This is a genomic window from Isoptericola sp. NPDC019482 (genome assembly GCF_040632295.1).
GTDB lineage: Bacteria > Actinomycetota > Actinomycetes > Actinomycetales > Cellulomonadaceae > Isoptericola.
The window spans coordinates 103,325-127,646 of record NZ_JBEYBQ010000010.1 but is presented as its reverse complement, the minus strand read 5'-3'; the positions used below and the strand labels follow the sequence as shown (position 1 = coordinate 127,646).

22 protein-coding genes and 1 riboswitch are annotated in these 24,322 nt (G+C 75.2%); of the genes, 13 read left to right on the top strand and 9 right to left on the bottom strand.

Annotated features, from left to right (window positions below):
* Window positions 1-144: 144 nt before the first annotated feature.
* The 3 genes from ABZ493_RS09695 to ABZ493_RS09685 form a co-directional block, all read right to left on the bottom strand.
* Window positions 145-1,560 carry a UTP--glucose-1-phosphate uridylyltransferase gene (locus ABZ493_RS09695; protein ID WP_430581946.1) on the bottom strand — a complete coding sequence of 472 codons (1,416 nt, stop codon included), beginning with the start codon at window positions 1,558-1,560 and terminating at the stop codon, window positions 145-147.
* Between the two features lie 54 nt (window positions 1,561-1,614).
* Entirely contained in the window at window positions 1,615-2,235 is a 621-nt protein-coding gene (locus ABZ493_RS09690) for an L-threonylcarbamoyladenylate synthase (protein ID WP_430581945.1), read from the bottom strand.
* Between the two features lie 125 nt (window positions 2,236-2,360).
* Window positions 2,361-3,368: a pyridoxal-phosphate dependent enzyme gene (locus tag ABZ493_RS09685; protein ID WP_430581944.1), complete on the bottom strand. Its 1,008-nt coding sequence runs from the start codon at window positions 3,366-3,368 to the stop codon at window positions 2,361-2,363.
* A 94-nt stretch (window positions 3,369-3,462) separates the two neighbouring features.
* Between ABZ493_RS09685 and ABZ493_RS09680 the strand changes: the two genes are divergently transcribed.
* The 3 genes from ABZ493_RS09680 to ABZ493_RS09670 all read left to right on the top strand — a co-directional run bounded on the left by ABZ493_RS09680 (window position 3,463) and on the right by ABZ493_RS09670 (window position 7,175).
* Window positions 3,463-4,419 (top strand): LysR family transcriptional regulator, encoded by a 957-nt coding sequence (locus ABZ493_RS09680; protein ID WP_430581943.1) that lies wholly within the window; start codon window positions 3,463-3,465, stop codon window positions 4,417-4,419.
* A 9-nt stretch (window positions 4,420-4,428) separates the two neighbouring features.
* Window positions 4,429-5,919 (top strand): lipase maturation factor family protein, encoded by a 1,491-nt coding sequence (locus tag ABZ493_RS09675; RefSeq protein ID WP_430581942.1) that lies wholly within the window; start codon window positions 4,429-4,431, stop codon window positions 5,917-5,919.
* 95 nt (window positions 5,920-6,014) lie between these two features.
* Entirely contained in the window at window positions 6,015-7,175 is a 1,161-nt protein-coding gene (locus ABZ493_RS09670; protein ID WP_430581941.1) for a pectinesterase family protein, read from the top strand.
* 265 nt (window positions 7,176-7,440) lie between these two features.
* Here ABZ493_RS09670 and ABZ493_RS09665 read toward each other — a convergent pair whose 3' ends face one another.
* The 3 genes from ABZ493_RS09665 to ABZ493_RS09655 all read right to left on the bottom strand — a co-directional run bounded on the left by ABZ493_RS09665 (window position 7,441) and on the right by ABZ493_RS09655 (window position 13,209).
* Window positions 7,441-9,291, bottom strand: coding sequence for an ABC transporter ATP-binding protein (locus tag ABZ493_RS09665; protein WP_430581940.1), 1,851 nt, complete (start codon window positions 9,289-9,291; stop codon window positions 7,441-7,443).
* Window positions 9,288-11,144 (bottom strand): ABC transporter ATP-binding protein, encoded by a 1,857-nt coding sequence (locus ABZ493_RS09660; RefSeq protein ID WP_430581939.1) that lies wholly within the window; start codon window positions 11,142-11,144, stop codon window positions 9,288-9,290. Before ABZ493_RS09660 ends, ABZ493_RS09665 begins: the two co-directional genes overlap by 4 nt.
* 316 nt (window positions 11,145-11,460) lie before the next feature.
* Window positions 11,461-13,209, bottom strand: coding sequence for a bifunctional hydroxymethylpyrimidine kinase/phosphomethylpyrimidine kinase (locus tag ABZ493_RS09655; RefSeq protein WP_430581938.1), 1,749 nt, complete (start codon window positions 13,207-13,209; stop codon window positions 11,461-11,463).
* Window positions 13,200-13,329, bottom strand: a riboswitch (TPP riboswitch). It overlaps the preceding gene by 10 nt.
* A 119-nt stretch (window positions 13,330-13,448) precedes the next feature.
* Between ABZ493_RS09655 and ABZ493_RS09650 the strand changes: the two genes are divergently transcribed.
* From ABZ493_RS09650 to ABZ493_RS09630, 5 genes are all read left to right on the top strand, one after another.
* The gene (locus tag ABZ493_RS09650) at window positions 13,449-14,102 is read left to right on the top strand and encodes a hypothetical protein (RefSeq protein WP_430581937.1); all 654 of its coding nucleotides are present in this window, start codon (window positions 13,449-13,451) and stop codon (window positions 14,100-14,102) included.
* Window positions 14,103-14,191: 89 nt separating this feature from the next.
* A complete protein-coding gene (locus ABZ493_RS09645; protein ID WP_430581936.1) occupies window positions 14,192-14,992 on the top strand; it encodes a YcnI family protein in 801 nt (266 codons plus the stop codon).
* A complete protein-coding gene (locus ABZ493_RS09640; RefSeq protein WP_430581935.1) occupies window positions 14,989-15,657 on the top strand; it encodes a copper resistance CopC family protein in 669 nt (222 codons plus the stop codon). Before ABZ493_RS09645 ends, ABZ493_RS09640 begins: the two co-directional genes overlap by 4 nt.
* 220 nt (window positions 15,658-15,877) lie before the next feature.
* Complete coding sequence (locus tag ABZ493_RS09635; protein ID WP_430581934.1) at window positions 15,878-17,341, top strand: hypothetical protein; 1,464 nt, start codon at window positions 15,878-15,880, stop codon at window positions 17,339-17,341.
* 53 nt (window positions 17,342-17,394) lie between these two features.
* Window positions 17,395-17,673 (top strand): acylphosphatase, encoded by a 279-nt coding sequence (locus tag ABZ493_RS09630; RefSeq protein WP_430581933.1) that lies wholly within the window; start codon window positions 17,395-17,397, stop codon window positions 17,671-17,673.
* Here ABZ493_RS09630 and ABZ493_RS09625 read toward each other — a convergent pair.
* Window positions 17,663-18,367, bottom strand: coding sequence for a class I SAM-dependent methyltransferase (locus ABZ493_RS09625; RefSeq protein WP_430581932.1), 705 nt, complete (start codon window positions 18,365-18,367; stop codon window positions 17,663-17,665). The genes ABZ493_RS09630 and ABZ493_RS09625 overlap by 11 nt on opposite strands.
* A gap of 63 nt (window positions 18,368-18,430) precedes the next feature.
* Between ABZ493_RS09625 and ABZ493_RS09620 the strand changes: the two genes are divergently transcribed.
* Both ABZ493_RS09620 and ABZ493_RS09615 read left to right on the top strand, forming a co-directional pair.
* Entirely contained in the window at window positions 18,431-19,171 is a 741-nt protein-coding gene (locus ABZ493_RS09620; RefSeq protein WP_430581931.1) for a class E sortase, read from the top strand.
* Window positions 19,172-19,205: 34 nt separating this feature from the next.
* Window positions 19,206-19,367 (top strand): hypothetical protein, encoded by a 162-nt coding sequence (locus ABZ493_RS09615; protein ID WP_430581930.1) that lies wholly within the window; start codon window positions 19,206-19,208, stop codon window positions 19,365-19,367.
* 3 nt (window positions 19,368-19,370) lie between these two features.
* Here ABZ493_RS09615 and ABZ493_RS09610 read toward each other — a convergent pair whose 3' ends face one another.
* Complete coding sequence (locus ABZ493_RS09610; RefSeq protein WP_430581929.1) at window positions 19,371-20,363, bottom strand: LacI family DNA-binding transcriptional regulator; 993 nt, start codon at window positions 20,361-20,363, stop codon at window positions 19,371-19,373.
* Window positions 20,364-20,419: 56 nt separating this feature from the next.
* On the opposite strand from ABZ493_RS09610, the gene ABZ493_RS09605 reads away from it, so the two are divergent.
* The gene (locus tag ABZ493_RS09605; protein WP_430581928.1) at window positions 20,420-21,292 is read left to right on the top strand and encodes an LLM class F420-dependent oxidoreductase; all 873 of its coding nucleotides are present in this window, start codon (window positions 20,420-20,422) and stop codon (window positions 21,290-21,292) included.
* A gap of 11 nt (window positions 21,293-21,303) precedes the next feature.
* On the opposite strand, the gene ABZ493_RS09600 is transcribed toward ABZ493_RS09605, so the two are convergent.
* Window positions 21,304-23,103, bottom strand: a complete 1,800-nt coding sequence (locus ABZ493_RS09600) for an ABC transporter ATP-binding protein (RefSeq protein WP_430581927.1) — start codon at window positions 23,101-23,103, stop codon at window positions 21,304-21,306.
* A 92-nt stretch (window positions 23,104-23,195) separates the two neighbouring features.
* Between ABZ493_RS09600 and ABZ493_RS09595 the strand changes: the two genes are divergently transcribed.
* Complete coding sequence (locus ABZ493_RS09595; RefSeq protein WP_430581926.1) at window positions 23,196-23,633, top strand: hypothetical protein; 438 nt, start codon at window positions 23,196-23,198, stop codon at window positions 23,631-23,633.
* Window positions 23,634-23,714: 81 nt separating this feature from the next.
* Complete coding sequence (locus ABZ493_RS09590; RefSeq protein WP_430581925.1) at window positions 23,715-24,314, top strand: class I SAM-dependent methyltransferase; 600 nt, start codon at window positions 23,715-23,717, stop codon at window positions 24,312-24,314.
* Window positions 24,315-24,322: the final 8 nt, after the last annotated feature.

Genomic DNA, 24,322 nt, shown 5'->3' with positions numbered 1-24,322 from the left:
CCTGACCTCCGGACATCGCCAGGACCCCACCCGGCGGCGCGTGAGGTCGCCCCACCAGAACCAGGAGACACCACCACAGTGGCCGTCAAGATTCGATATGGAGGGCCTCGTAGTCCCCGAAATCGCGCTCACAGCGATCTGGTGTCAGGGGTGGACGCCGTCCGCGGTGACCGTCGCGCCGTCGGGCACCGTGGCGGGCTCGCCGGCGTCGGCCAGCGCGGCGTCGCCCTCGGCCCGCACGCCGGCCCCGAAGGTCCAGTCGCCCTCGACGGTGAGCGACGACGCCGAGCGCAGCGACGGCGCACCCTGGGCGAACCGCTCGTCGAAACCCGCGATCTGCTTGTAGGTCTTCGAGAGCTTCACCAGCGGCGCGTCGACCTGGGCCACCAGGCGGTAGTCGTCGGTCAGCTCGTAGACGTCGGACCGCATGAGCAGCAGGTCGCTCGTGGTCTTGACGGGCAGGAAGCGTTCGCGCCCCACCTCGATCGCCGTCGCGCCCTCGAAGACGGCCACGGCCGCGCCCATCGCGGACTCGATCTGGACGACGGCGGGCGAGGACGCGTCCGTCGGGTCCACCGTCTTCTCGTTGCGGATCAGCGGCAGCTCGAGCACCCCGCCCGTGCGGTCGAGCTCGGCCGCGAGCGCCTCGAGGTCGAACCAGAGGTTGTTGGTGTGGAAGTAGCGGTGCACCGTCGGGTCGAGGGAGACGTCGACGTCGTCGGGGTGCGTCTGGGCGGTCTCGCGCTGCACGATGCGGCCGTCGCTCTTGCGCACCACGAGCTGGCCGCCCTTGACGTCCGCGGGCGTCTTCAGGCACATCTCGGCCGCGTAGGGGGCGCCCGACGCCGCGAACCAGGCGGCGATCGCCCCGTCGGGGGCGGCGCCGAGGTTGTCGGAGTTGGAGACGCTGGCGTAGCGGAAGCCGGCGTCCAGGAGCGCGCGCACGACGCCGGACGCGTGCAGGGCGGGGTACAGGTCGCCGTGGCCGGGCGGGCACCACTCGAGCGAGGGGTCGGCGGGCCACTCGACCGGCTCGAGGGTGTCGGCGCGGAGCTTGGGCTCGCGGTTCTGCAGGAAGTCCACGGGCAGGCCGTCGACGGCGAGGTCGCCGTAGGGGGCGAGCGCGGCGAGCGTGTCGTCGCGGGTGCGGAACGAGTTCATCAGCACCAGCGGCAGGCGGGCGCCCGTGGCCTGCCGGGCGGCGCGCACCTGGCGGACGATGACGTCGAGGAAGGTGAGCGCTCCGCCCTCCTCACCCCGTGCGTCGTCGCGCACCGTGAGCAGCGACTTCGCCCGGTCCATGCCCATGGAGGTGCCGAGCCCGCCGTTGAGCTTGATGATCGCGGTGCGGGCCAGGGCGGCCTGGGCGGCGGCGTCCGAGACGTCGAGGTCGGCGTGCCGCGGCAGGTCGGTCAGGGGCTCGACGTCGGCCTCGCGCACGAGGCCCGTCTCGCCGGACTCGAGCAGGTGGTAGAAGCGGGTGAAGGTCTCGATCGCGGCGGGGGCGACGCCCTCCGCCTGCATCTTTTCTCGGGCCAGGGCAAGTCCGCGGTCGCTCATGAGCAGCACCCTAGCCGCGCGGGGCCGGCGAGGTCGGCCCGTCCGGACAGCCCTCTACTCGAAGCGGGACGGGTCGCCGGCGCCGACGCGGACGACCTCCGGGTAGCCCTCCGACCAGTCGACGACGGTGGTGGGCTCGGCGATCACCTCGCCGGCGTCGACGACGGCGTCGACGACGTGGTCCAGCTCCTCCTTGACCTGCCAGCCGTCGGTGAGCGGCTGCTCGGCGCCCGGCAGGATGAGGGTGGAGGACAGCAGCGGCTCCCCCAGCTCGCGCAGCAGCGCCTGCACGACGCGCGAGTCGGGGATGCGCACGCCGATGGTCTTCTTCTTGGGGTGCGCGAGGCGCCGCGGCACCTCCGGCGTGGCGGGGAGGATGAAGGTGTACGGCCCGGGGGTGGCGGACTTGATCGCGCGGAACGCGCTGTTGTCGAGGCGCACGAGCTGGCCGAGCTGGGCGAAGTCCGCGCACACGAGGGTGAAGTGGTGGCCGGCGTCCAGGTGCCGGATCTGGCGGATCCGCTCCGTGCCGTCGTGCTGGCCGACGCGGCAGCCCAGCGCGTAGCCGGAGTCCGTCGGGTAGGCGATGAGCCCCCCGTCGTTCAGCAGCGCGACGACCTGCCCGATCGCCCGGGGCTGCGGGTCGACCGGGTGGACGTCGAAGTAGCGGGCCATGCCCGGCAGCGTATCGCCGGGCGGCGTGCCCGCACCCGCCACGGGTCCGGCGGCGGCATCGACCACGCATCGACCAAGGCATCAACCACGGCATCGACCACGGCATCGACCACGGCATCGACCGCTCAGCCGGCGAGCGCGCGCCGCAGCTCGGTCTCGCCGGCGTTGCCGCCGGAGCAGACGACGCCCACGCGCCGTCCGGCGAACGCGGCGGGGTGCGTGAGGACGGCGGCCAGGGCCGCGGCGCCCGCGCCCTCGGCCACGGTGCGCGCACCGGTGAGGTAGAGGCGCTGGGCGGCGGCGATCGCGTCGTCGTCGACCAGCAGGAAGTCGGCGAGCCGCTCGCGCAGCACGGCCTGCGTGAGGGCGAAGCCGCACCCGACGGCGAGGCCCTCGGCGCGCGTGGCGTTGGCGGCGGTGCGCAGCTCTCCCGCGCGCCAGGAGTCGTGGGCGGCCGGGGACGCGGCGGCCTGGACGGCGACCACCCGCAGCCCGGGGGCGAGCGCGGCCGCGACGAGGCAGGCAGCAGCGGCGCCGGAGCCCCCGCCCACGGGGACGACGAGCACCTCGAGGTCCGGCGCCTGCTCCAGAAGCTCGAGCGTCGCGGTGGCCACGCCGGCGACGAGGACCGGCTCGTTCGCCGCGCCCACGAGGCGCGCCCCGGTGGCGGCGGCCACCTCGCCCGCGCGGACCCGGGCGTCGTCGAACGTCTCGCCGTGCAGCAGGACGTCGGCGCCGAGGTCGCGCACGGCCCGTTCCTTCAGCGGGTTCGGGTGGTCGGGCATGACGATCGTGCAGGCGGTGCCGGTGTGCCGGGCGGCGTGGGCCAGCGCCTGGGCGTGGTTCCCGGTCGAGTAGGCGACGATGCCGCGCCGGCGTGCCTCGTCGTCGAAGCCGAGCAGGAGGTTGAGCGCCCCGCGCACCTTGAACGCGCCCGTGTGCTGCAGGTTCTCGTGCTTGACGACGAGGCTTGCCCCCACGGCCCCCGCCCCGTCGACGGCGCGGTCCAGCTCGGGGTGCGCCAGCGCGGGGGTGCGCACCACGAGCCCGTCGATCCGCCGGGCGGCGGCCAGCACGTCGCGCATCGTCGGGGGCGCGGGCACGTCGGGGCCGGGCTGCGGGATCGTCGTCATCACAGCAGGATCGCCCTGGCGCGACCGATAGGTCCAATACCTCTTGTGACTGCCCACCATCGATATCACCGATGGATCGTCGTAGGCTGGCGCCGTGTCCGTCGAACCCGCTCCCCCGCCCCACCTGGACCTCACGCGCCTGCGCGTCCTGGCGGCCGTCGCCCGCACCGGCTCGGTGACCGCCGCGGCGCGCGAGCTGCACTACGCCCAGCCGTCGGTGAGCCACCACCTGGCCCGGCTCGAGGCCGAGGCCGGGATCGCCCTGCTGCAGCGCGCGGGCCGCGGCGTCCGCCTCACGGAGGCGGGGCGGCTGCTCGCCGCCCGCGCGGAGGAGATCCTCGGGCGCGTCGAGGGCGCGCGGCGCGAGCTCGACGCGCTGGCCGGGCTGCGCGCCGGCCGGGCCCGCCTCGCCGCGTTCCCGTCCGCTCTTGCAACGCTCGTGCCCGCCGCCGTCGCCGGGCTGCGGGCCGCGCACCCCGGGCTCGGCGTCGGGCTCGTCGAGGCCGAGCCGCCCGAGGCGGTCGCGGCGCTGCAGGCCGGCGACGTCGACGTCGCGCTCGTCTTCCAGCACACCGACGCGCCGCACGCCCGCCCCGCCATGGACCTGTCGCGCTTCGAGGTCACGGAGGTGCACTCCGAGCCGATCACCCTGGTCCGCCGGGCTGCCGACGCAGGGGTCGACGGTGCGGCGGGCGTCGAGGCCGGCGACGGCCCGCCCTCGTTGGCCGACCTGCGTGACGCCGCCTGGATCGCGGGCTGCGAGCGGTGCCGCGCCGACCTCGTCGCGCGCTGCGCCACCGCGGGCTACGCCCCGCGCATCGCGTTCGAGACCGACGACTACGTGGCCGTGCAGGCCCTGGTGGCGTCGGGCGCCGGCGTGAGCCTGCTGCCGTCGCTCGCCCTGCGCGCGCACCGGAACCCGGACATCGTGGCGCAGCCCCTGCCCGGCGCCACGCGGCAGGTGCTGGCGCTCACGGTGGGCGCGCCGACGCCGGCGGCGCACGCCCTGGTCCAGCGGCTGGTCGAGGCGGGTGCCGCCGCGCACGACTAGCGTGGAGGCGTGCCGGAGCAGCTGGGATGGCCGCTGGAACGGCTCGGCGACTGGTGGGCCACCGCCGACTACGACGTCGCCCGCGAGGTGCTGCAGCGGGGCGTCGGCGTGCTGCTGTGCCTGGCGTTCCTGCAGGCCCTGGGCCAGTTCCGCCCTCTGCTCGGGGACCACGGGCTGCTGCCGGTGCGACGGTTCACCGCCCGGGTGCGGTTCCGCGACGCGCCGTCGCTGTTCCACCTGCACTACTCCGACCGCCTGCTGGTCGTGGTGGGGGTGCTCGGGACCGCGGGCGGCGCCGCCGTGGTGGTGGGGCTGCCACAGACCGGGCCGTGGTGGGTCACGACCGCCGTCCTGCTGGCACTGTGGGCGGGCTACCTGTCGATCGTCACGGTCGGGCAGCGGTTCTACGCGTTCGGGTGGGAGACGCTGCTGTGCGAGCTGGCGTTCCTCGCCGCATGGTTCGGCTCCCCCGCCGTGCCCGTCCCGCTCCTGCTGGTGCTCGCCGCGCGCTGGCTGCTGTTCCGCCTCGAGCTCGGCGCGGGCCTCATCAAGTGGCGCGGCGACCCGGCGTGGCGCGACCTCACCGCCATGGACTACCACCACGAGACCCAGCCGATGCCCGGCCCGTTCTCCTGGCACGCGCACCACCTGCCGCGCTGGTGGCACCGCACGGAGGTCGTGGGCAACCACGTCACGCAGCTGCTGGTGCCGTGGCTGCTGTGGCTGCCGCAGCCGCTGCCGAGCGTGGCGGGCGGCGTCGTCGTCCTCACCCAGGGCTGGCTGGTGCTCACCGGCAACTTCGCCTGGCTGAACTGGGCGGCGATCGTGCTCGGCGCGGCCATGGTGTCCGACGGCGTGTGGCGCGCGCTGCTCGGCGGCCTCGGACCGGCGACGCCCGACGCCGCCACGACGCCCGAGGTGCCGATCGCCTATCTCGTGCCGGCGTCCGCCGTCGTCGTCGTGCTCGCCGTGCTGTCGGTGCGCCCGGCGCTCAACCTCGCCTCGCGGCACCAGAGGATGAACGCGAGCTTCGAGCCGCTGCGGCTGGTGAACGCGTACGGCGCCTTCGGCAGCGTCACCCGGCGGCGCGACGAGGTGGTCGTCGAGGGCACGCTCGCCGAGCGGCCGGGGCCGGACGACTGGCGCGAGTACGGGTTCCGCGGCAAGCCGGGCGACGTCGGTCGCCGCCCGCCGCAGGTCGCGCCGTACCACCTGCGCCTCGACTGGGTGCTGTGGTTCGTGCCCCTGGGCGCCGCCGGGCCGTGGATGCCGCGGCTGTGCGCCCGCCTGCTGGAGGCCGACCCCGCGACGCTCCGGCTGCTGCGTCGCGACCCCTTCGACGGCGCCCGCCCGCGCTGGGTACGGATGCGCCTGTTCCGCTACCGGTACACGACGCCGGACGAGAGGCGTCGCTCCGGGGACTGGTGGGTGCGGCACGAGCTCGAGGTGGTCGTCGACCCTGTCGACCTCGCCCTCTTGTCCGATCTGCCGCTGTCGTGACACGATGCCGAGCGGCGGGGAACCGGTTTCTCACCGGTCCCCGTCGTTCCCTGCATCGCGGGTCGACGGCGACCCGCCCTACCTCGGAGGCGACGTTGCCTGGACCGCACGAGAGCTCCCACCACCCCTCCGCCGACCGCCCCGCGACGGGCCCCGCGTCCGGGGACGCGCCCCGCACCGTCCGCCGCCGGTCGATACTGGCCCTCCCTGGGGCGCTGGCCCTGGGCGCCGTTCTCGCCTCGGCCCCGCCCGCGGCCGCGGGCGGCAGCCGCGGGCCGCGACCGTCCGCGGCGACGCGGATCGTCGTGGCCGCGGACGGCTCGGGCGACGCGACCACGCTCCAGCAGGCCGTCGACCTCGCTCCGTCCGGGTCGCCCGACCGCGTCGAGATCCTGGTGCGTGCCGGCCGATACCACGGCCGTGTCGACATCGGCTCGGACAAGGTCAACCTCACCGTGGTGGGCGAGACGGGCGACCCCGAGGACGTCCTCATCACCGACGATCGCGCCGCGGGAACCCCGAAGCCCGGCGGCGGGACGTGGGGCACGACCGGCAGCGCGTCGGTCACGGTGTCGGGCGCCGGCTTCGAGGCCCGGCACGTCACCTTCGAGAACGCGTTCGACGAGGCCGCCCACGCCGACCTGTCGGGGCACCAGGCGGTGGCGGTCAAGACCCGCGCCGACCGGGTCGTGTTCGAGCACTGCCGGTTCCTGGGCAACCAGGACACCCTGTACCTGGACACGCCGAGCGCCGACGTCCCCTCCCGCGTCTACGTGACGAACAGCTGGATCGAGGGCGACGTCGACTTCATCTTCGGGCGCGCGACCGCCGTCATCGAGGACTCCCGCATCAAGGCCCTGCGCCGCGACAGCACCCCGTCGGGATACGTCTTCGCGCCGAGCACCTCCTCCGGGTTCGCGCACGGCTTCCTCGTCACCGGGACCCGGTTCCTCACCAACGCCGGCACCGGCACGTACTACCTCGGCCGGCCCTGGCACCCGAGCAGCAACCCCGACACCGACCCCCGGGTCGTGGTCCGCGACTCGTGGCTGGGCGTGCACCTGCAGCGCGACGACGTCTGGACCACCATGTCCGGCTTCGACTGGGTCCCCGGCAGCAACGGCGAGCACGCCAACACCGGCCCGGGCGCCCTCACCGGTCCCGGCCGCCCGCAGCTCTCCGCCGCCCAGGCCGCCGCGCACACGCGCGAGACCTACCTCTCCGGCGACGACGGCTGGGCCCCGTACGCCCGCTGACCCGGCCGTACGACCTCGCGGTATCCGAACTACCTCGCCGCGGGCTGGACTACCTCGGCACGTTCGTAACTACCTCGGCACGTTCGGCACTACCTCGGCCGACGGAAGCTCGCACACGACCGTGAGCCGGGAGCGGACGAGCGGGACGAGAGGTTCTTCGCGGGGACGTACCCCTCCCGAAGTGGAGGGCGCCCTGGCGCCCGTGAACGCGTCCCCGCGAAGAACCTCTCGTCCTGCTCGTCCCCCAGCCATGGCCCCCGGGGGGCTACACGAGCGAGTCCTGCCACGCCGCGTTGAGGGCTGCGTAGTGCCCGTCCCCCGCCGCGAGCTCGTCCGGGGTGCCGTCCTCGATCACGCGGCCGTGCTCCATGACGAGCACGCGGTCGGCGATCGCCACCGTCGACAGGCGGTGGGCGATGATGATCGCCGTCCGGTCGGCCAGCAGCGTCTGGAGGCCGTGCTGCACGAGCCGCTCGCCCGGGATGTCGAGCGACGACGTCGCCTCGTCGAGCACGAGCACCGCCGGGTCGGCGAGGAAGGCGCGCGCGAAGGACAGCAGCTGCCGCTGCCCGGCCGAGACCCGTCCGCCGCGCTTGTTGACGTCGGTGTCGTACCCGTCGGGCATGTCCATGATGAACTCGTGCGCCCCGACCGCCCGTGCGGCGGCCTCGATGTCCGCCTGCGGGGCCCCGGGCCGCCCGAGGGCGATGTTCTCGCGCACGGACCCGCTGAACAGGTACGCCTCCTGCGTCACCATGACCACGGCACGCCGCAGGTCCGGCGTCGACAGGTCTCGCACGTCCACCCCGTCGAGCTGCACGTGCCCTTCGCTCGCGTCGTAGAACCGCGTGACGAGCTTGGCGAGCGTGGACTTGCCCGCTCCCGTGGTCCCGACCAGCGCCACGGTCTGCCCCGCCGGGATCGTGAGGTCCAGGTCGGGCAGCACCACGGGACCTTCGCCGTACCGGAAGGTGACGTGGTCCAGGCGCAGGGCGCCGCGCGCGTGCGGCAGCGCCACGGGGCGGCGCGGCTCGACGACGGTCGGCTCCTCGGCCAGCAGCCCCGAGACCTTCTCGAGCGCCGCCGTGGCGGACTGGAAGGAGTTGTAGAAGTTCCCGAGCTGCTGGATCGGCTGGAAGAACCGCTTCACGTACAGCAGTGCCGCCACGAGCACGCCGACGTCCAGCGCGCCCGAGTAGACCCGCCAGCCGCCGATCGCGAGCGCGACGGCGACGGCCACGTTGCCGATGAGCACGAGGCCCGGCTGGTAGCGGCCGTTGAGCCCCATGGTGTTGAGGTTCGCGTCCCGGTACTGCTCGCTGAGCAGGCCGTACTCCGCCTCGGTGGTCGACTCCCGGCGGAACGCCTGCACGGCGCGCATCCCGGTCATCGTCTCGACGAACTTCACGATCAGCCGCGCGGACGTTGTGCGCTGCTCGCGGTAGAACACCTGCGAGCGCTTCTGGAACCATCGGGTGAGCAGCCAGGCCGGTACCAGGGCCGCCGCCAGCACGAGGCCCGAGCGCCAGTCGAGCAGGAACAGGCTCAGCCCCGTGAAGATCATGAGCATCAGCGAGGAGACGACGCCGGTGAGCCCGCCGTCGAGCAGCTCGCGCAGCGCCTCGAGGTCGGACGTCTGGCGGCTGATGATGCGGCCGGACGTGTACGACTCGTGGAACTCCAGGCTCAGCAGCTGCGTGTGCCGGAAGACGCGCCGGCGCAGGTCCAGCAGCACGCCCTGGGCGATGCGTGCGGCCTGGCGGACGTAGGCCCCGGCGCACAGTCCGCCGACGACCGCGGCGACCAGGTAGGCGGAGCCGACCAGCACGAGGGTGCCGACGTCGCCGTCCATGAGGTCGGGCACCGCGGAGTCGATCGCGAGGGACACGAGCCACGGGCCGGCCACCTGGCCGAGCGTCGAGACCACGACCAGGAGGCCGGCGAGGGCGAGGGCGCCGCGGCGCGGCCGCAGGAGCTCGCCCAGCAGGCGCAGCGACCGGGACCTGACGTCGCGGGACGCCTCGGCGTCGAGCTGGGTGGTGTCGTCCGCGTTCGCGTCGGTCGGGCGACGGTGTCCCTGCTCGCCGGCGGGGGACGTGGGCGTGCTGGCGCTCATCGACGCGCTCCCTCGGTCGTCACTTGATCGGGCCCGGTGTGGCCCTCGCACTCCTCCCAGTCCTGCTCCAGGCTGGAGATGACGTGCCGGTAGTGGGCGTCGGTCGCGAGCAGGTCGCGGTGCGTGCCCACGGCCGTGATCCGGCCGTCCTGCAGCACCGCGACGCGGTCCGCGAGCGCCACGGTGGACGGCCGGTGCGCGATGACGAGGCTGGTCGTCCCGTCGAGGACGTCGCGCAGGCGCGTGGTGACGGCCTCCTCGGTGGCGACGTCGAGAGCGGACAGCGGGTCGTCGAGCACGAGCACGGCGGGGCGCGCCGCGATCGCCCGGGCGAGCGCGAGCCGTTGCCGCTGCCCGCCGGACAGGGACAGGCCCTCCTCCCCGATGCGGGTCTCGACACCCTGTGGCAGGTCGGCGACGAAGCCCGCCTGCGCCACCTCGAGCGCCTCGTGCAGGCGCCGCTCGCGCTCGGTCTCCGGCACGGCGTCGGGGCCGGCCTCGGGGACGCCGAGCAGCACGTTGTCGCGTACCGACGCCGAGAACAGCGTGGGGTCCTCGAACGCGACCGCGACGGCCCGGCGCACGTCGTGCCGCCGCAGGCGCCGCACGTCGACGCCGTCGAGCAGCACCTCGCCCCCCGTGACGTCGAAGATGCGCGGCACCACCATCGCGAGGGTGGACTTGCCCGAGCCGGTGAGGCCGACGAGCGCCGTCGTCGTGCCGACGGGGAGCTCGAGGTCGACGTGCTCGAGGACCGGGCGCGGCGCGTCCTCGTAGCGGAACGTGACGTCGCGGAGCTCCACGTGGCCGCGCGCCGGGCCTGCCTTCACGGGGTCGGCGGGGTCGGCCAGGGGGTTCGGGGTCTCCATCACCTCGAAGAAGCGGTCGACGGCGGTGCGCGCGTTGAGCGTCATCGACAGGGTCATCCCGAGGTCGACCACGGGGCCGTTGATGACGGCCGTCGTGAGGAAGAAGGCGACGAGGCTGCCGACCGTGATCTGCCCCTGGGCGGCGAGCACCGTGCCGAGCACGAGGCAGACGGCCAGCGTGACCTCGGGGATGAGCTGCAGCGACGTGGTGACGGTGGCCTGGTTGCCCGCCTTGCGGATCTCCGTGCGACGCAGCTCCTCCGCCTGGTCGGTGAACGAGTCCAGCGCGTCACGCCCGCGGCCGAACGCCTTGAGCACGCGGATCCCGTGCACGGACTCCTCGACGGTGGTGGCGAGGTCGCCGGACTGGTCCTGCGACAGGCGCGCGATGACGCGGTAGCGACGCGAGAAGCGGAACGCGATGACGGTCACCGGGATCGCGCCCGCGAGGTAGACGAGCCCGAGCCACCCGGCCGTGGCCAGCAGGATGCCGACACCGACCACGATCGTCACGATGCTGACGACGAGCTGCAGGAGGCCGAACACCAGCCAGCGGCGCAGCAGTCCGAGGTCGCCCATGATGCGGCTGAGCAGCTGGCCGCCGGGCCACCGGTCGTGGAACGCGACGGGCAGGTCCTGCAGGTGGCGGAACAGCGCCATCCGCAGCTCGGCCTCGACGCGCGTGCCGGGGTACATCACGAGGTTGCGGCGCAGCAGGACGAAGCCGGCCTCGGCCACGCCGAGCACCAGCACGAGCACGACGGGCACCACGAGGGCGCCGAGGTCGTGGGCCGCCGCCCCCTCGGCGAGCGGGCCCTCGACGAGAGCCTGCAGCACGCGCGGGATCGCCAGCGCGGCGAGGCTCGCGCCCAGCGCGGAGAAGAGGCCGCCGACCATCCGGGGCAACGCGGGGCGGACGTAGGGGTACAGCCGGCGCACCGACGCGAACGTGGAGAGCTCTGACCCGGCGGGGGCGACGGCCACGGGGGCGGCGTCGCCCGTGCGGCCCGGCGGGCCCTCGGCGCGACCCGGCGGGGTGCCGGGCGCGGCGGGAGGTCGGGGTGCGGAGGAGGCGGAGCTCCTCCTGGGACTGTCGGAGGGATCGGCGCGGCGGGCGCCTCGGCTGCGGCTGCGCGAAGTGCGCTTCGTGTCGGGCATCACAACCATTCTGTCACTCGCCGCCGACACGCTTGCCCCGATCATGCGGTGCGCCGCGATCTCGGGATACCGCTTACCCCCGCGAGATCTCGCCGTCGCGCCCTCGGTCGAGCGCGACGGCGAGAGCCGCCACGGGCCGCGGTCAGGCCACCGCGACGCCCCCGGCACCGTGTCCGGCACCGCCACCGGCACCGTGCCCGGCACCGTGTCCGACCGGGGTTCCGGCGGCGTCATCGGCCGCGCCCGTCGGGGCGGGCAGGCCGGTCTGGTCGAAGAACGCCAGCTCGTGCGCGCAGGCCGCACGGAACGCGGCCGACATCCGGTCCCTGGTGGGGGCGTCGGCCGCCGCGGCGGCCCGGCGCAGGATCGCGACGGCCTCGCGCGTCGCGTCGGCGAACGCGTCGTCGGCGTACGTGCCCAGCCACGCGGCGTACGGGTGGGCGGGGTGGTTGCGGGCGGCGAGCCGCTCCCCCACGTCCTGGTAGATCCAGTAGCAGGGCAGGACGGCGGCCACGAGGGTCGCGTAGTCGTTTCCGGCCGACCGCAGGTGGTCGAGGTACGCCGCCGTCGTCGGGCTGGCGGGCACGTCCTGCGGCTCGCCGCCCAGCCAGCGCGTGTGCAGGTCGAGCTCGGTGACCAGCGCCCCGTGCGCGCCACCCGCCCAGAACGCCTGCTCGACCCGGGTCGGCGCGAGCTCGCTCGCCCGCGCGAGGCAGCGCGCGTAGTCGCGCAGGTACAGCGCGTCCTGCTCCAGGTACGTGCGGAAGTGCCCGGCGTCGAGGCTCCCGTCGCCCAGCGACCGGACGAACGCCAGGTCGTCGATCGCGGCGCGCACGCCCGCGGCATCGTCCCACCAGCGCGCGACGACGTCCTCCCCGTGATCGTCCGCGGACGCGTCGCCCGCGCCCGCCGCTGGCGACGTCGCGGGCTGCTCCACGGCGCCGGCCCGCAGCCCCACCAGGTGGTCCACGGGGCCGTTCCCGCCGCCGACGCGCAGGTCCTCCCCCGCCCGGATCGCCGCGGTGAGCCAGGTCTTCGTGCCCCGCAGCGCCTCGGCCCAGTCGCCCGTGCGGGCGTACCTCGCGGCCAGCCCGCTGGACAGCGAGCAGCCCGTTCCGTGGGTGGAGGTGCTGGTCAGGCGCAGCCCCGGCAGCTCGACGAGCACGCCCTCCGGCCCGACCAGGGCGTCCGGGGCCCCGTCCCCCGTCGCGACCGCCTCGGCGGCGCCCAGGTGCCCACCCTTCGCCACCACGAGGACCCCGTGCCGCGCCGCGAGCCGCCGCGCCTGGTCGAGGGCGGCCGGCCAGTGGGCCGCCGGAGGCTCGCCGGCGAGGACCGCGAGCTCGGGCAGGTTCGGGGTCACGACGTCCACGCGGCCGAGCAGGTCCCGCACCGCGTCCTCGGCAGCCGGGTCGAGCAGCCGGTCGCCGCTGGTCGCCACCATGACCGGGTCCAGCACGACGGCGGGGCGCGCCGTCGTGCCGGTGGCGTCGCACGCGGCCCGCGGCAGCCCGTCGAGCCAGGCGGCCACCGCCCGGGCGACCGGGGCCGACGCGAGCATCCCGATCTTCACGGCGTCGACGGTCACGTCGTCGGTGACGGCGTCGAGCTGGGCGGCGAGGAACTCCGCGGGCGGCACGTGCACGTCGCGCACCCCCCGGGTGTTCTGCACGGTCAGCGCCGTGACGGCGGCCATCCCGTAGCCGCCCGCGGCCGCGATCGACTTGAGGTCCGCCTGGATCCCCGCGCCCCCGGAGGGGTCGGACCCGGCGACCGCCAGGACGCGGGGGCGGCTGCCTCTCGCCGGCGCCGACAGCACCGTGGAGGCGGGAGCGGGAGCAGTGGTGCCGGCGCGGCCGGCGGAGCTGTCTTCAGGTGCGCGCGCACGCATGTCGACATCCCTTCGCTAGTTCGAGCTAGATCAGGTTCGACGGGTGTGATCTCAGCGCCCGCCGGCCGGCCGCGACGATGTCGCAGCGATGACCGACCGGACGCACCCCGTGTCGTGCGGCCCACGGTAGCCCAGGTCAGAGCAGGCATCGCCGGGCGTCCGGCCCGCGCGTGTCGGAGGTGCAGGCCTCAGCACCGACGTCCCGTCGCCGTCGTCCGCCCGCGCGGTAGGGTGCGGGGGTGCCCGTGGTCGTCCGTCGTGTGCGCGAGCTCCTCGTCGCAGGTACGACGCTCAGCATCGCGGCCGCCGCCCACCTCCTGGCCGGCGGCGCGCTCCCCGGTGCACCCCTCGCCTGGCTCGTCGTCGCGGCGCTCACGGCGCCCCTCGCGGTGTGGACCGCCCGCCGCCGGCTGACCCTCCGGCGCCTCCTGCCGGCGATGGTCGCGCTGCAGCTCGTGCAGCACACGACGTTGTCCGTGCTCGGCGCGGCGGGCACGCGCGCTCCTTCGGCACAGCTCTCGACCCCGGGCACCACCCCGGACGGGCATGCGCTCCACGCCCTGGGCCCGGGCTCCCTCGCGCCCGCGACGGGCGGCGGGCTGTTGCACCACGCGTCCGACACCGGCACCACCTCCTGGATGCTTGCGGCGCACGCCGCCGCGGTGCTGCTCACCGCCCTGCTGCTCGCGGCGGGCGACCGGGCAGCCCTCACCGTCGTGGGACACCTGCGGCACGTCGCGCTGCTCGTGCAGGAGCCGCCGGTGCTGCCGGTGGTCCGCGAGCCCGCCGTCGTCGTCGGGCGCACCTGGCGCCCCCACCCGGCCCGTGTCCGCCGGCGCACGCCCCCGCGGGGCCCCCCGCTGCTCCCGGGCGCGCTCGCGCGCGCCGCCTGACCCTGCCCTGGTCCGTCGTCGGACGGGGGCGGGTCCCTCGCCGTCCCACGACCGTCTGACACACCTGACAGCCAGGAGCAGAAGAACCCATGTCCAGGACCACCCCTGTCCTCACCCCTGCCCTCCGCCCGCGCCGCCTCGCCGGCGTGGCCGCCCTCGCCCTCCCTGCCCTCGTGCTCGGCGCGACCGCCGCGTCCGCGCACGTGACCGTCACCCCGGACGCGGCCGAGACCGGGTCGTACGCCACCCTCACCTTCAAGGTCCCGAACGAGTCCGCCGAGGCCTCGACCACCGCGGTGCAGGTCGACCTGCCGAGCGACACCCCGTTCACCAGCGTGTCCGTCGAGCCCGTGCCGGGCTGGACGGCGAAGGTCACCCAGGCGCCTCTGCCCGAGCCCGTCGAGGTGCACGGCACCACCGTCACCGAGGCGCCGGCATCCATCGAGTGGACCGCCGACGACGCCGACGCCGGCATCGCGCCGGGCGAGTTCCTCCGGTTCACGGTGTCGGCCGGCGCCGTCCCGGACGGCGTGGAGGAGATCGTCCTCCCCGCCACCCAGACCTACTCCGACGGCGAGGTCGTCGCCTGGGACCAGGAGGCGTCGGGCGACGCCGAGCCCGAGCACCCTGCTCCCGTCCTGCAGGTCGTGCCCGCCGCCGAGGACGGCGGCCACGGCGCGGCGTCGGCCGCCGGTGCCGGCGACTCGGGCACGGACGCGGGCACGGACGCTTCGGCCGAGGACGACGGCTCCGGCACCCTCCCGCTGGCGCTGGGCGCCGCGGGCCTCGGGCTCGGGCTGGTCGGCGCCGTCACGGGTGTCGTCGCCCTCGCCCGGACGCGCGCCCGCGCCGACGGCACCGACGGCACCAGCAGCACGGAGCAGCGATGAGCGTGCAGAGCAGGAGCACCGCCGCGCGGCGCGCCCTCGCCGCGGCCGGTTCGTTCGCGCTCGCCGTGGGCCTCGGCGCGGCCGGCGTCGTCGGCGCGGCCGTGCCCGCGAGCGCCCACAACGTCGTCGTCGGGACGTCGCCGACCTCGGGGTCGACCGTGACCGAGCCGCCGGAGTCCGTCGACGTGACGTTCGACGACGTGGTGCTCGACCTGTCCGCCGAGGGCTCCAGCACGGTCCTCACGGTCACGGACCCCGACGGCACGAACTACGCGACCGGCTGCCCGACGACGCAGGACCGCACCGTGTCCGTGCCCGTCGCGCTGGGCGTCGGCGGGGAGTACACCGTGGACTGGCGGATCGTGTCGGCGGACGGGCACCCCACCAGCGGCGAGTTCTCGTTCACCTACGACCCGCCCGCCGGGGCTGAGGCCGCCGCTCCGGCGGCGGACGCGGCACCGTGCGACGCGGCCGGGACGGCCGGGGACGACGCCTCCGGCGGCGCGGCGGACCCTGCGGCGGGCGGTGCGTCCGAAGCGGACGCGCCCTCCGGGGACGGCAGCGCCTCGGAGCTGGCCGTGGTGCTCGGCATCGCGGGCGGCGTCGTCGTGCTCGCCGGTGCGGCGGTGCTCGTGGCACTGCGGCTCGCCCGACGCCGGGGCTGACGCATGGGCTGACGCGCCGCACCCCGCGACCTGTCAGGGCCAGCGCCGCGTATACCGCGCCCTGGCCCTGACAAGTCCTGGTGCCCCCCGAGCTGTCAGGGCCGGGGCTGGGTATACCCCGCGCTGGCCCTGACAGGTCGATGGTCCTGGCGGCTCGAGTACACCTGCGTCGCCGTCGGGTCGTCCCCGGACCGCGTCGGAGCCGCCTACGATGCCGACCATGGATGCGGGGCAGATCGTCGGGATCGTGACGGGCCTGGTCGTGGTGGTCGTGCTGGTCACGGCGGTGGCCTTCTGGGCGGCACGACGCCGCCGGGCGGCGCGCGGACGGGCACAGGACCTGGAGGCGGAGCTGCAGCGGCTCGGGCTGGAGGCGGGCTCCGCCCTGGTCCGTGCGGACGAGCGGGCCCGGCTCGCGGAGGACGAGCTCGCGTTCGCCCAGGCGGAGCTCGGCGACCGGGAGACGCGCGAGCTCGCGCCCACGCTGCGGCGGGCGCGCGAGCGCCTGTCCGAGGCGTTCCACCACAACCAGCTCCTGCACGACCACGTCCCGGACACCGACCAGCAGAGGCGCGAGTGGTCGGCGCGGGTCGTCGACCTGTGCCGGTCGGCCGACGCCTCGCTCGACGAGCTCGACCGTGGGCTCGCCGCCCTGCGGCAGACGGTCCGCTCGACCCCCGACGCCGTCGACCGCGTGGACGCGGAGCTGGCCCGGGTGCGCGAGGCCGTGCCCGCCGCGCGCGCCGACCTCGAGCGCCTGCGGGGGCAGTACGCCGAGCGGGCCCTGCTGCCCGTCGCGGACAACCCGGAGCAGGCGGAGCGGCTGCTCGAGTTCGCCGGTCGCAGCACCGCAGCCGCCCGCAAGCGCCTGACGACGCAGCAGGTCGCGGAGGCCGGCGCCGCAGCACGCGCGGCGGAGGAGGCCGTGCGCCGCGCCGAGGGGCTGCTGCGCGCCGTCGACGACTACGAGGCCGAGGCGTTGCGGGCGGAGGCGGCCCTCGGGGCGATCGTCGCGGAGTCCCGCGCCGAGCTCGCCGAGGCACGCGCCCTCCCGTCGGCGCAGCGGGCGGGCCGGATCGACGGCGCGGTCGCGGCGCTCGAGGACGCCCTGTCCGCGCTCCCCGCCGCGGGCGAGCCCGGCGACCCGGTGGGCGCCCTCACCCGGGTCCGCGAGGCCAACACCGCGCTGGACGACGCCGTCGCGGAGCGGGCGGAGCGTGACGAGCGCGCCCGGCGTGCGGCGTCCCGGCTCGGGCCTGCGCTCGACGACGCCGAGCGGCAGCTCGCGGCGGCGCGGTCCGTCGTCGACGACTACCGCGCCCCTGTGGGCCCCGACGCCCGCACGCGCCTGGCGGAGGCCGAGCGCGAGGTGGCGCAGGCCCGCGCCGCGGAGGACCCCGAGCGCGGGGTCGCCGCCGCCCGCCGGGGCGCCGCGCTCGCCGCGGAGGCCGCGACCCTGGCGCACCGGGACATCGCCCGGTCGGGCCAGGGGCAGCGCTGGGACGGCGGCTACAACGGCGGACCGGACGGGTACGGCGGTGGGTACGGGGGCGGGTACGGCTGGCAGGGCGGACGCCGCCCCGGTGGCCGCGGCGGCTCCGACGTCTTCGGCGCCGTCCTGGGCGGGATGGTGCTGGGCGGCATCCTCGACGACATCGGGGACATCGGCGACATCTTCGACTGACGTCGACGACGCCGCGGGGTACGAGCGGTAGGACGACGAGCACGGGAGGGCGGATGACCACCACGGTGCGGCGGCGGGTGCGGGTGCACGGGCGCGTGCAGGGCGTCGGTTTCCGCTGGTCGACCCGAGAGGCGGCCCGCAGGGCGGGCGTGGGCGGGCTCGTGCGCAACCTCCCCGACGGGACGGTCGAGGCGGAGGTCGAGGGCACACCCGACGCGGTGGACGCGATCCTCGCGTTCCTGCGCGACGGCCCGCCCGGGGCCCTCGTCACCGGGGTCGTCGTCGAGGACGTCCCGCCGCTCGGCCAGACCGCCTTCGACGTCAGCGGCTGACGTCCCTCATGGTGGCCGGCACGCGCGCCGCCACGAGCTCGACGACGCCGGCCCGCGTGCGCGCGTGCTCCTCGACCGCGAGCCCCCGCTCGAGCACCCACCGCATCGGCCGGCGCCGGAAGTGCTCGCCCGCCAGCGGCACGCTCACCACGTCCGCGAGCACCTGCAGCGCCCGGAGCGGCCAGGCGCTGGACGCCACGTGGTCGGCCAGCAGGAGCAGCCCGCCCGGGCGCAGCACGCGCGCCATCTCGGCCAGTGCCGTCCGCTCGTCGGCGATGCCGCACAGCGAGAAGGTGCACACGGCGGTGTCGAACGAGGCGTCGGGCAGGTCGAGCGCCTGCGCGTCGCCCCGGCGCAGGTCCGACGCGGGGTCTATCCCGAGCCCCAGGCGGTCCGCACGACGGCGCGCGACCCCGAGCATGCCGCCGCTCTGGTCGACGCCGACGAACCCGCCCGGCCGGGCAGTCACCGCGGACGGGTAGTGCTCGAGGTTGAGCCCCGTACCGACCGCGACCTCGAGGGTGCGTCCTTCGGCCAGCGCGCAGAGCCTCTCCCGCACGCCGGGGAACATGCGTCGCTCGGCGGCCGTGAACGCCCGGTCGTAGCCGGCGGACTCGCGGTCCCACCGGCGTCGTAGCCGCGCCGCCCGCCCGCGTTCCGTCCGCCCGTGCTGCACGCCGTCGTCGCTGGTCACCGCCCCAGGTTGCCACGGCCACCGGGACCGCGACAGGGCCGCGGACCACGTAGCATTTCGCACGTGACGAGTCCCACCCATGCCCGACCCGCCCGACGCCGCGGCGTCGGCAGCACGATCGTGGGCGGCGTCGGCGAGATCCTCATCACCCTCGGCGTGGTGCTCGGGCTGTTCGTCGTGTGGCAGCTGTGGTGGACGTCGGTCGAGGCCACGGCCCAGGCCCAGGAGGTCATGCAGGAGTTCGAGGCGACGCTGCCGCCCGCCAACCCCGAGCCCGCCGAGCTGCGCACGGACGACCCGCCGGTGCCCGACAAGGCGGCCTACGGCGAGACGATCGGCACGCTCATCGTGCCGGCCTGGTACGGCCTGACGAACAACGCGATGCCGATCGCGGAGGGCACCGGCATGGACGTGCTCGACCGCGCCATGGCGGGCCACTACGAGACGTCGCAGCAGGTGGGCGAGATCGGCAACTTCGCGCTCGCCGGGCACCGGCGCACCCACGGCAACTCGTTCCGGCACGTCGACGACCTGGAGAAGGGCGACCAGATCATCGTCGAGACGGCGACGACCTGGTACGTCTACGAGGTCACCGACCACGAGATCGTCACCCCCGACCAGGTGGACGTCGTCGCGCCCGTGCCCCACCATCCCGACGAGAAGCCCACCGAGCGGCTGCTGACGCTCACCACCTGCCACTCGCTCACGCTCGGCGAGTTCGGGAACGACCACCGCTGGATCACGTACGCGACCTTCGTCGGCTGGATGGACCGCGCCGACGGCACGCCCGAGCAGGTCCGCTGAGAGCCCGACGAGACTTCGACGAGGACGAGACGACATGTACGCGTGGATCTTCCATCACCTGCCGGGCAACCTGTTCTGGCGGGTGCTGCAGTCGGTGGTGCTGGTCGCCGCGGTCGTGGCGGCCCTGTTCCTGTGGGTCTTCCCGGCGATCGCCCCCTACCTGACCCTGCTGGAGGGCGACCCGGCGGTCGGCTGACGCTCAGGTGCTCGCGCGCACCACCAGCTCCGGGTCGAAGAGCACCTCCTGGGGCGCGGACGCCGGGTCGTCGATCTCCTGCAGCAGGATCTCGGCGGCGGTGGTCCCGATGGCCTCGGCCGGCTGGCGCACCGTCGTGAGCGGGACCGCGCCGGTGGTCGCGAACGGGATGTCGTCGTAGCCGACGAGCGCGACGTCCTCGGGCACCCGGACCCCGCCGTCCAGCAGCGAGCGCAGCAGGCCGAGCGCGTGCATGTCGTTCCCCGCGAGGACGGCGTCGGGCCGTTCTCCCGGCGCGGCGGCGGCGATCCGCCGCCCCACCTCGGCCCCCTCGGGCATGCCCAGGTCGTCGGAGTGCACGACCTCCAGCGTCGCCCCGGGCGTGCCGTCGACGACCTCGTGCATGCCCTCGAGCCGGCGCCGCACCTGCTGCACCCGTGCCCGCCCCGTGGCCGCGAGGAGCCGGCGGCGTCCGCCGTCCACCAGGTGCTGCGCCGCGACCCGGCCGCCCTCCCGGTGCCGCAGCGACACGGTCGACAGCCGCCCGTCCGGGTCCTGCTGGTCGACCACCACGACCGGGTTCCCGCGTTCCTTGCGCGCCGTCAGCGCAGCCATCTGCGCGTCGTGGGGCGCCACGACCATGCCGTCGAAGCGCAGCTGCTCGAACAGGGCGACGAGCCGCTCCTGCTGCTCGGGCGACTCGTGCGTGCTGCCCGTGACGAGGGTGAGGTCCGCGCCCGCCACCACTCGTTCGACGGCGCTCACCACGTCGGCGAAGAACGGGTTGGACGCGTTGATCACGGACACGCCCACGATGCCCGAGCGCTGCCAGCGCAGCTGCCGCGCGGACAGGCTCGGCACGAACCCGAGCTGCTCCACGGCCGCCCGGATGCGCGCCGTCGTCGCGGGCGCCACCTTCTCCGGGCGGTTGAGGTAGTTGGAGACGGTCGCGGCGGACACGCCCACGTGCCGCGCCACGTCGTGGATGGTCACCATCCGCGCTCACCCGCCACGACGGGGCGGTGCAGGACGGGGCGGTGCAGGATGGGCGGATGGACACGCGACCGACGCCCGGCGCTCCCCTGCGCTTCGGGGTGAAGCTCACGCAGGACGCCCCCGTCGCCACGTTCCGCCAGGTCTGGCAGACCGCCGACGAGGCGGGGTTCGACCACGTGTGGGTGATGGATCATCTCGCCTCCCTGGGCGCGGACGACGACCGTCCGATCTTCGACGCGTGGGCCATGCAGACGGCGATGGCCGTGGCCACCTCGCGGGTGCGGATCGGCTGCATGGTGTCGGGCAACTCCTACCGCCACCCGGTGATGCTGGCCAAGCTGGCCACGACCGTCGACCACCTGTCGGGCGGTCGGCTGGAGCTCGGGATCGGCGCCGGCTGGAACGAGCACGAGCACACCATGTACGGGCTCGACCTCGGCAGCGTGCGCACGCGCATGGACCGCCTCGAGGAGTCGCTGCAGGTCATCACCGCGCTCTGGACCCGGCCGCGCACCACGTTCGACGGCGCGCACTACCGGCTGGCGGACGCCGTCGCGGAGCCGAAGCCGGTGCAGCGCCCGTACCCGCCGATCTGGGTGGGCGGTTCCGGCCCCCGGCGGACCCTGCGCCTGGTGGCGCAGTACGCCGACGTGTGGAACGACACCTCCAGCACGCCGGAGCAGGTCGCCGCGCTCGGTGAGGTGCTCGACCGACACTGCGCCGACGTCGGCCGCGACCCGGCGCAGATCCGGCGCACGGTCCAGCTGCGGCTGCGCGAGCACCCGCTCGCCGAGCTGCCGGGGCTGGTGGGGCGGTACGCCGCGGCGGGCGTCACGGAGTTCGTGGTGGTGCTGTCGTCGGGCGAGGCGGCGCTGCGCGAGCTCGACGGCGTGGTCGCCGCGTTGCCCGAGCTGCGCTCCGCGGTCTGAGCCGACCCGCACTACGCCGCCCCCGCCTGGGCCGCGTGCAGCGCGGCGTACCGGGCACCGCGGGCCATCAGCGCGTCGTGGCTGCCCACCTCCACGACCCGGCCGTGCTCGAGCACCACGATGCGGTCCGCCGCGCGCACCGTGGACAGACGGTGCGCCACGACGAGGGTCGTGCGGTCACGCATGAGGCGGTCGAGGGCGTCACGCACGACGCCCTCCGCCTCCGGGTCCAGGGCGCTGGTGGCCTCGTCGAGGAAGAGGATCCGCGGGTCGCGCACCAGCGCGCGGGCGATCGCGAGGCGCTGACGCTGGCCGCCGGACAGCCGGGCGCCGCGCTGCCCCACCACCGTGTCCCATCCGTCGGGCTGCGCCTCGACGAAGTCCAGCGCGTTGGCGTCGCGCAGCGCCGCCCGGACGCGGGCGTCCGTCGCCGCCGGGTCCTCGCCGGCGGTGTCGAGGCCGTACGCGACGTTCTCGCGGATCGTGCCCTCGAAGAGCACCGACTCCTGCGGCACGACGGAGACCCACCGGCGCACCGTGCGCAGGTCGAGCTCGGCCATGTCCGCACCGTCGAGCAGGAGACGACCGGCGGTGGGCCGCACGAAACCGAGCACGAGGTTGAGCAGCGTGGACTTGCCCGAGCCCGACGGCCCCACGAACGCGACCGTCTCGCCCTCGCGGATCTCGAGGTCGACGTCGTGCAGCGCGTCGTCTGCGGCGTCCGGGTACCGGTGCGAGACGTGCTCGAGCCGCAGGTGCCCGCGCACGTCGTCCACCTGGCGGCGGCCCTCGTTGCGCTCGAGGTCGGGCTCCGCGAGCACCTCCGCGATCGACCGCACCGACTCCACACCGCGCGCCGTGACCGGCACCAGGTTGAGCACCTGGGTCAGGCCCTGGGTGAGGAGACCGAAGTACGTGGACAGCAGCACCACCTCGCCGGGCGTGACGGCGATGAACCCGGTGAGCGAGACCACCGCGGCCAGGACGAGGCAGCACACCCCGAGCAGCTGCATCGCGACCCACGACACGGACGCGACGCGACCGTTGAGCAGGTCGAGGCGCAGGGCGGCGCGGCGCACCTCCTCGGCGCCGTCCGCCACCCGTGAGACCGCGGTGCGCTCGAGCCCGTGCGCGCGCGTCACCGGGATGAGCGACGCCATCTCCCCCACCTGGGCCGAGAAGCCCTCGATCTCGCGGCGGAACTCCGCGTTGCGCGCCTGCGAGCGCCGCGACATCGTGCGCCGGATGACCAGCGCCGTCGGGATGGCGAGCGCGTACACGGGCAGGAACTCGGGGACCTTGATCGCCGTCATCGTGATCGCGCCGACCATCACCATCGCCGCCGACAGGAGGGGGTGGGTGACCTGCTGCAGCATGAGCTCGACGTTCTCGACGTCGCGCACGACCTTGCTCTGCACGACGGCGGAGCTGGCCCGGGAGTAGTAGCCGATGGACAGCTCCTGCAGCCGCTCGACCAGCGCGTTGCGCAGTGCGGCGCCCGTGTCGCGCACGACGGTCATGAAGTTCCGCGTGTACACGATGTGGTTCGGGTAGTTCTGCGCCAGGAGCACGACCGCCACGGCGAACCAGATCAGCACGGTCGTGACCGGCCCGCCCTGGGCGACGACATCGATCACCGCCCCGGTGATGACCGGCAGGAACCACAGGGGCGTCTCCTTCACCGCGAAGGCGAGGAGCGCGACGGTCATGCGGCGCGGGTGCGTGGCCAGCAGGCGCAGCAGCGAGCGCACCGGCCGTCGGCCGTCGAGGAGGGGCTGGTCGGACGTGCTGGCAAGGGCTTTCCGGCGCACGAATCGATTCTAGACGGCGCCCGGGGTGCGGTCCTCGCCACAGTCGCGCCCGGACGGTCCGTGCGGGCCCCGGGCGCGACTAACCTGATGCCGTGGCTACCTTCTCGAGCGTGACGCGCCAGCACATCCTCCGGGCGATCGAGGAGCACGACGACCGCGGCCCCGACGCCTTCGTCGGCGTCTACGGGTTCACGCCGACGCCCGGCCACACGTTCGTCCACGAGGACCGCACGTACGACTCCAAAGCCGTGCTCGGCGTCGCGCACAAGTACGCCACGGGCGTCCCGGCGCGCGCCGAGGACCTCGTCGACGCCAAGTGCGACGACGCCGCCATCCTGCGCAAGCACGGCTTCGTGGCGACCGCCCCCGCGTCGGCCGCGCCGGCCCCGGCCCGCAAGACGGCCGCCCCGCGCCGCAAGGCCGCGAGCGCCCCCGCCCGCAAGCCCGCCGCCCCGGAGCCCGAGCTCGCGATCTGCCCCACCTGCTTCACCGCGCTGCCCGCCACCGGCATCTGCGACGAGTGCGGCTGAGCCCCGCCCGCTGAACCGGCGGCCCACGAACCCCGCACCCCCGCAGGCGCGGGCGCGGCGGCGTCGTGCTGGACTGACGGCATGACCAACTACGCCCGGATGTACCGCTTCGGCATGACGCCGTGGGAGGGCTACGCCGAGGCGGCGGCGCCCAGCGTCGCCGCGGTGCTGGACCGGGAGGAGACGGACCGCACGCCGCCGCTGGGGCGGGCGCTGGACCTGGGCTGCGGCCGCGGTCAGTACACCCCGGAGCTGGCGCGGCGCGGCTGGGAGGCCGTGGGCGTCGACGCCGTTCCCCGGGCGATCGCCGAGGCGCGCCGCCGCGACCCTGCCGGCACCTACGTCGTCGGCGACGTCACCGACCTGCCGTCGGCCGGGCTCGGGACGTTCGACCTCTTCCTCGACGTGGGCTGCTTCCAGGGCCTCGACCCCGCGCAGCGTGCTGCCGAGGCGCGGGGTGTGACGTCCCTGGCGCGCCCCGGCGCGACGCTGCTCATGCTCCAGTTCGGCCCGTCACGCTGGCAGCGGCTGACCGAGGGCGTCTCCCAGGACGAGGTCACCGGCGCGTTCGACGCCTGGGACCTGCTCGACGTCCGTGACGCGGACACCGCTGGCCTCGGCTTCCCGATGAACCGCACGGGGCCGCGCTGGTACCGCCTCGGGGTGCGGGCCGCCGGGTAGGTCCCGAC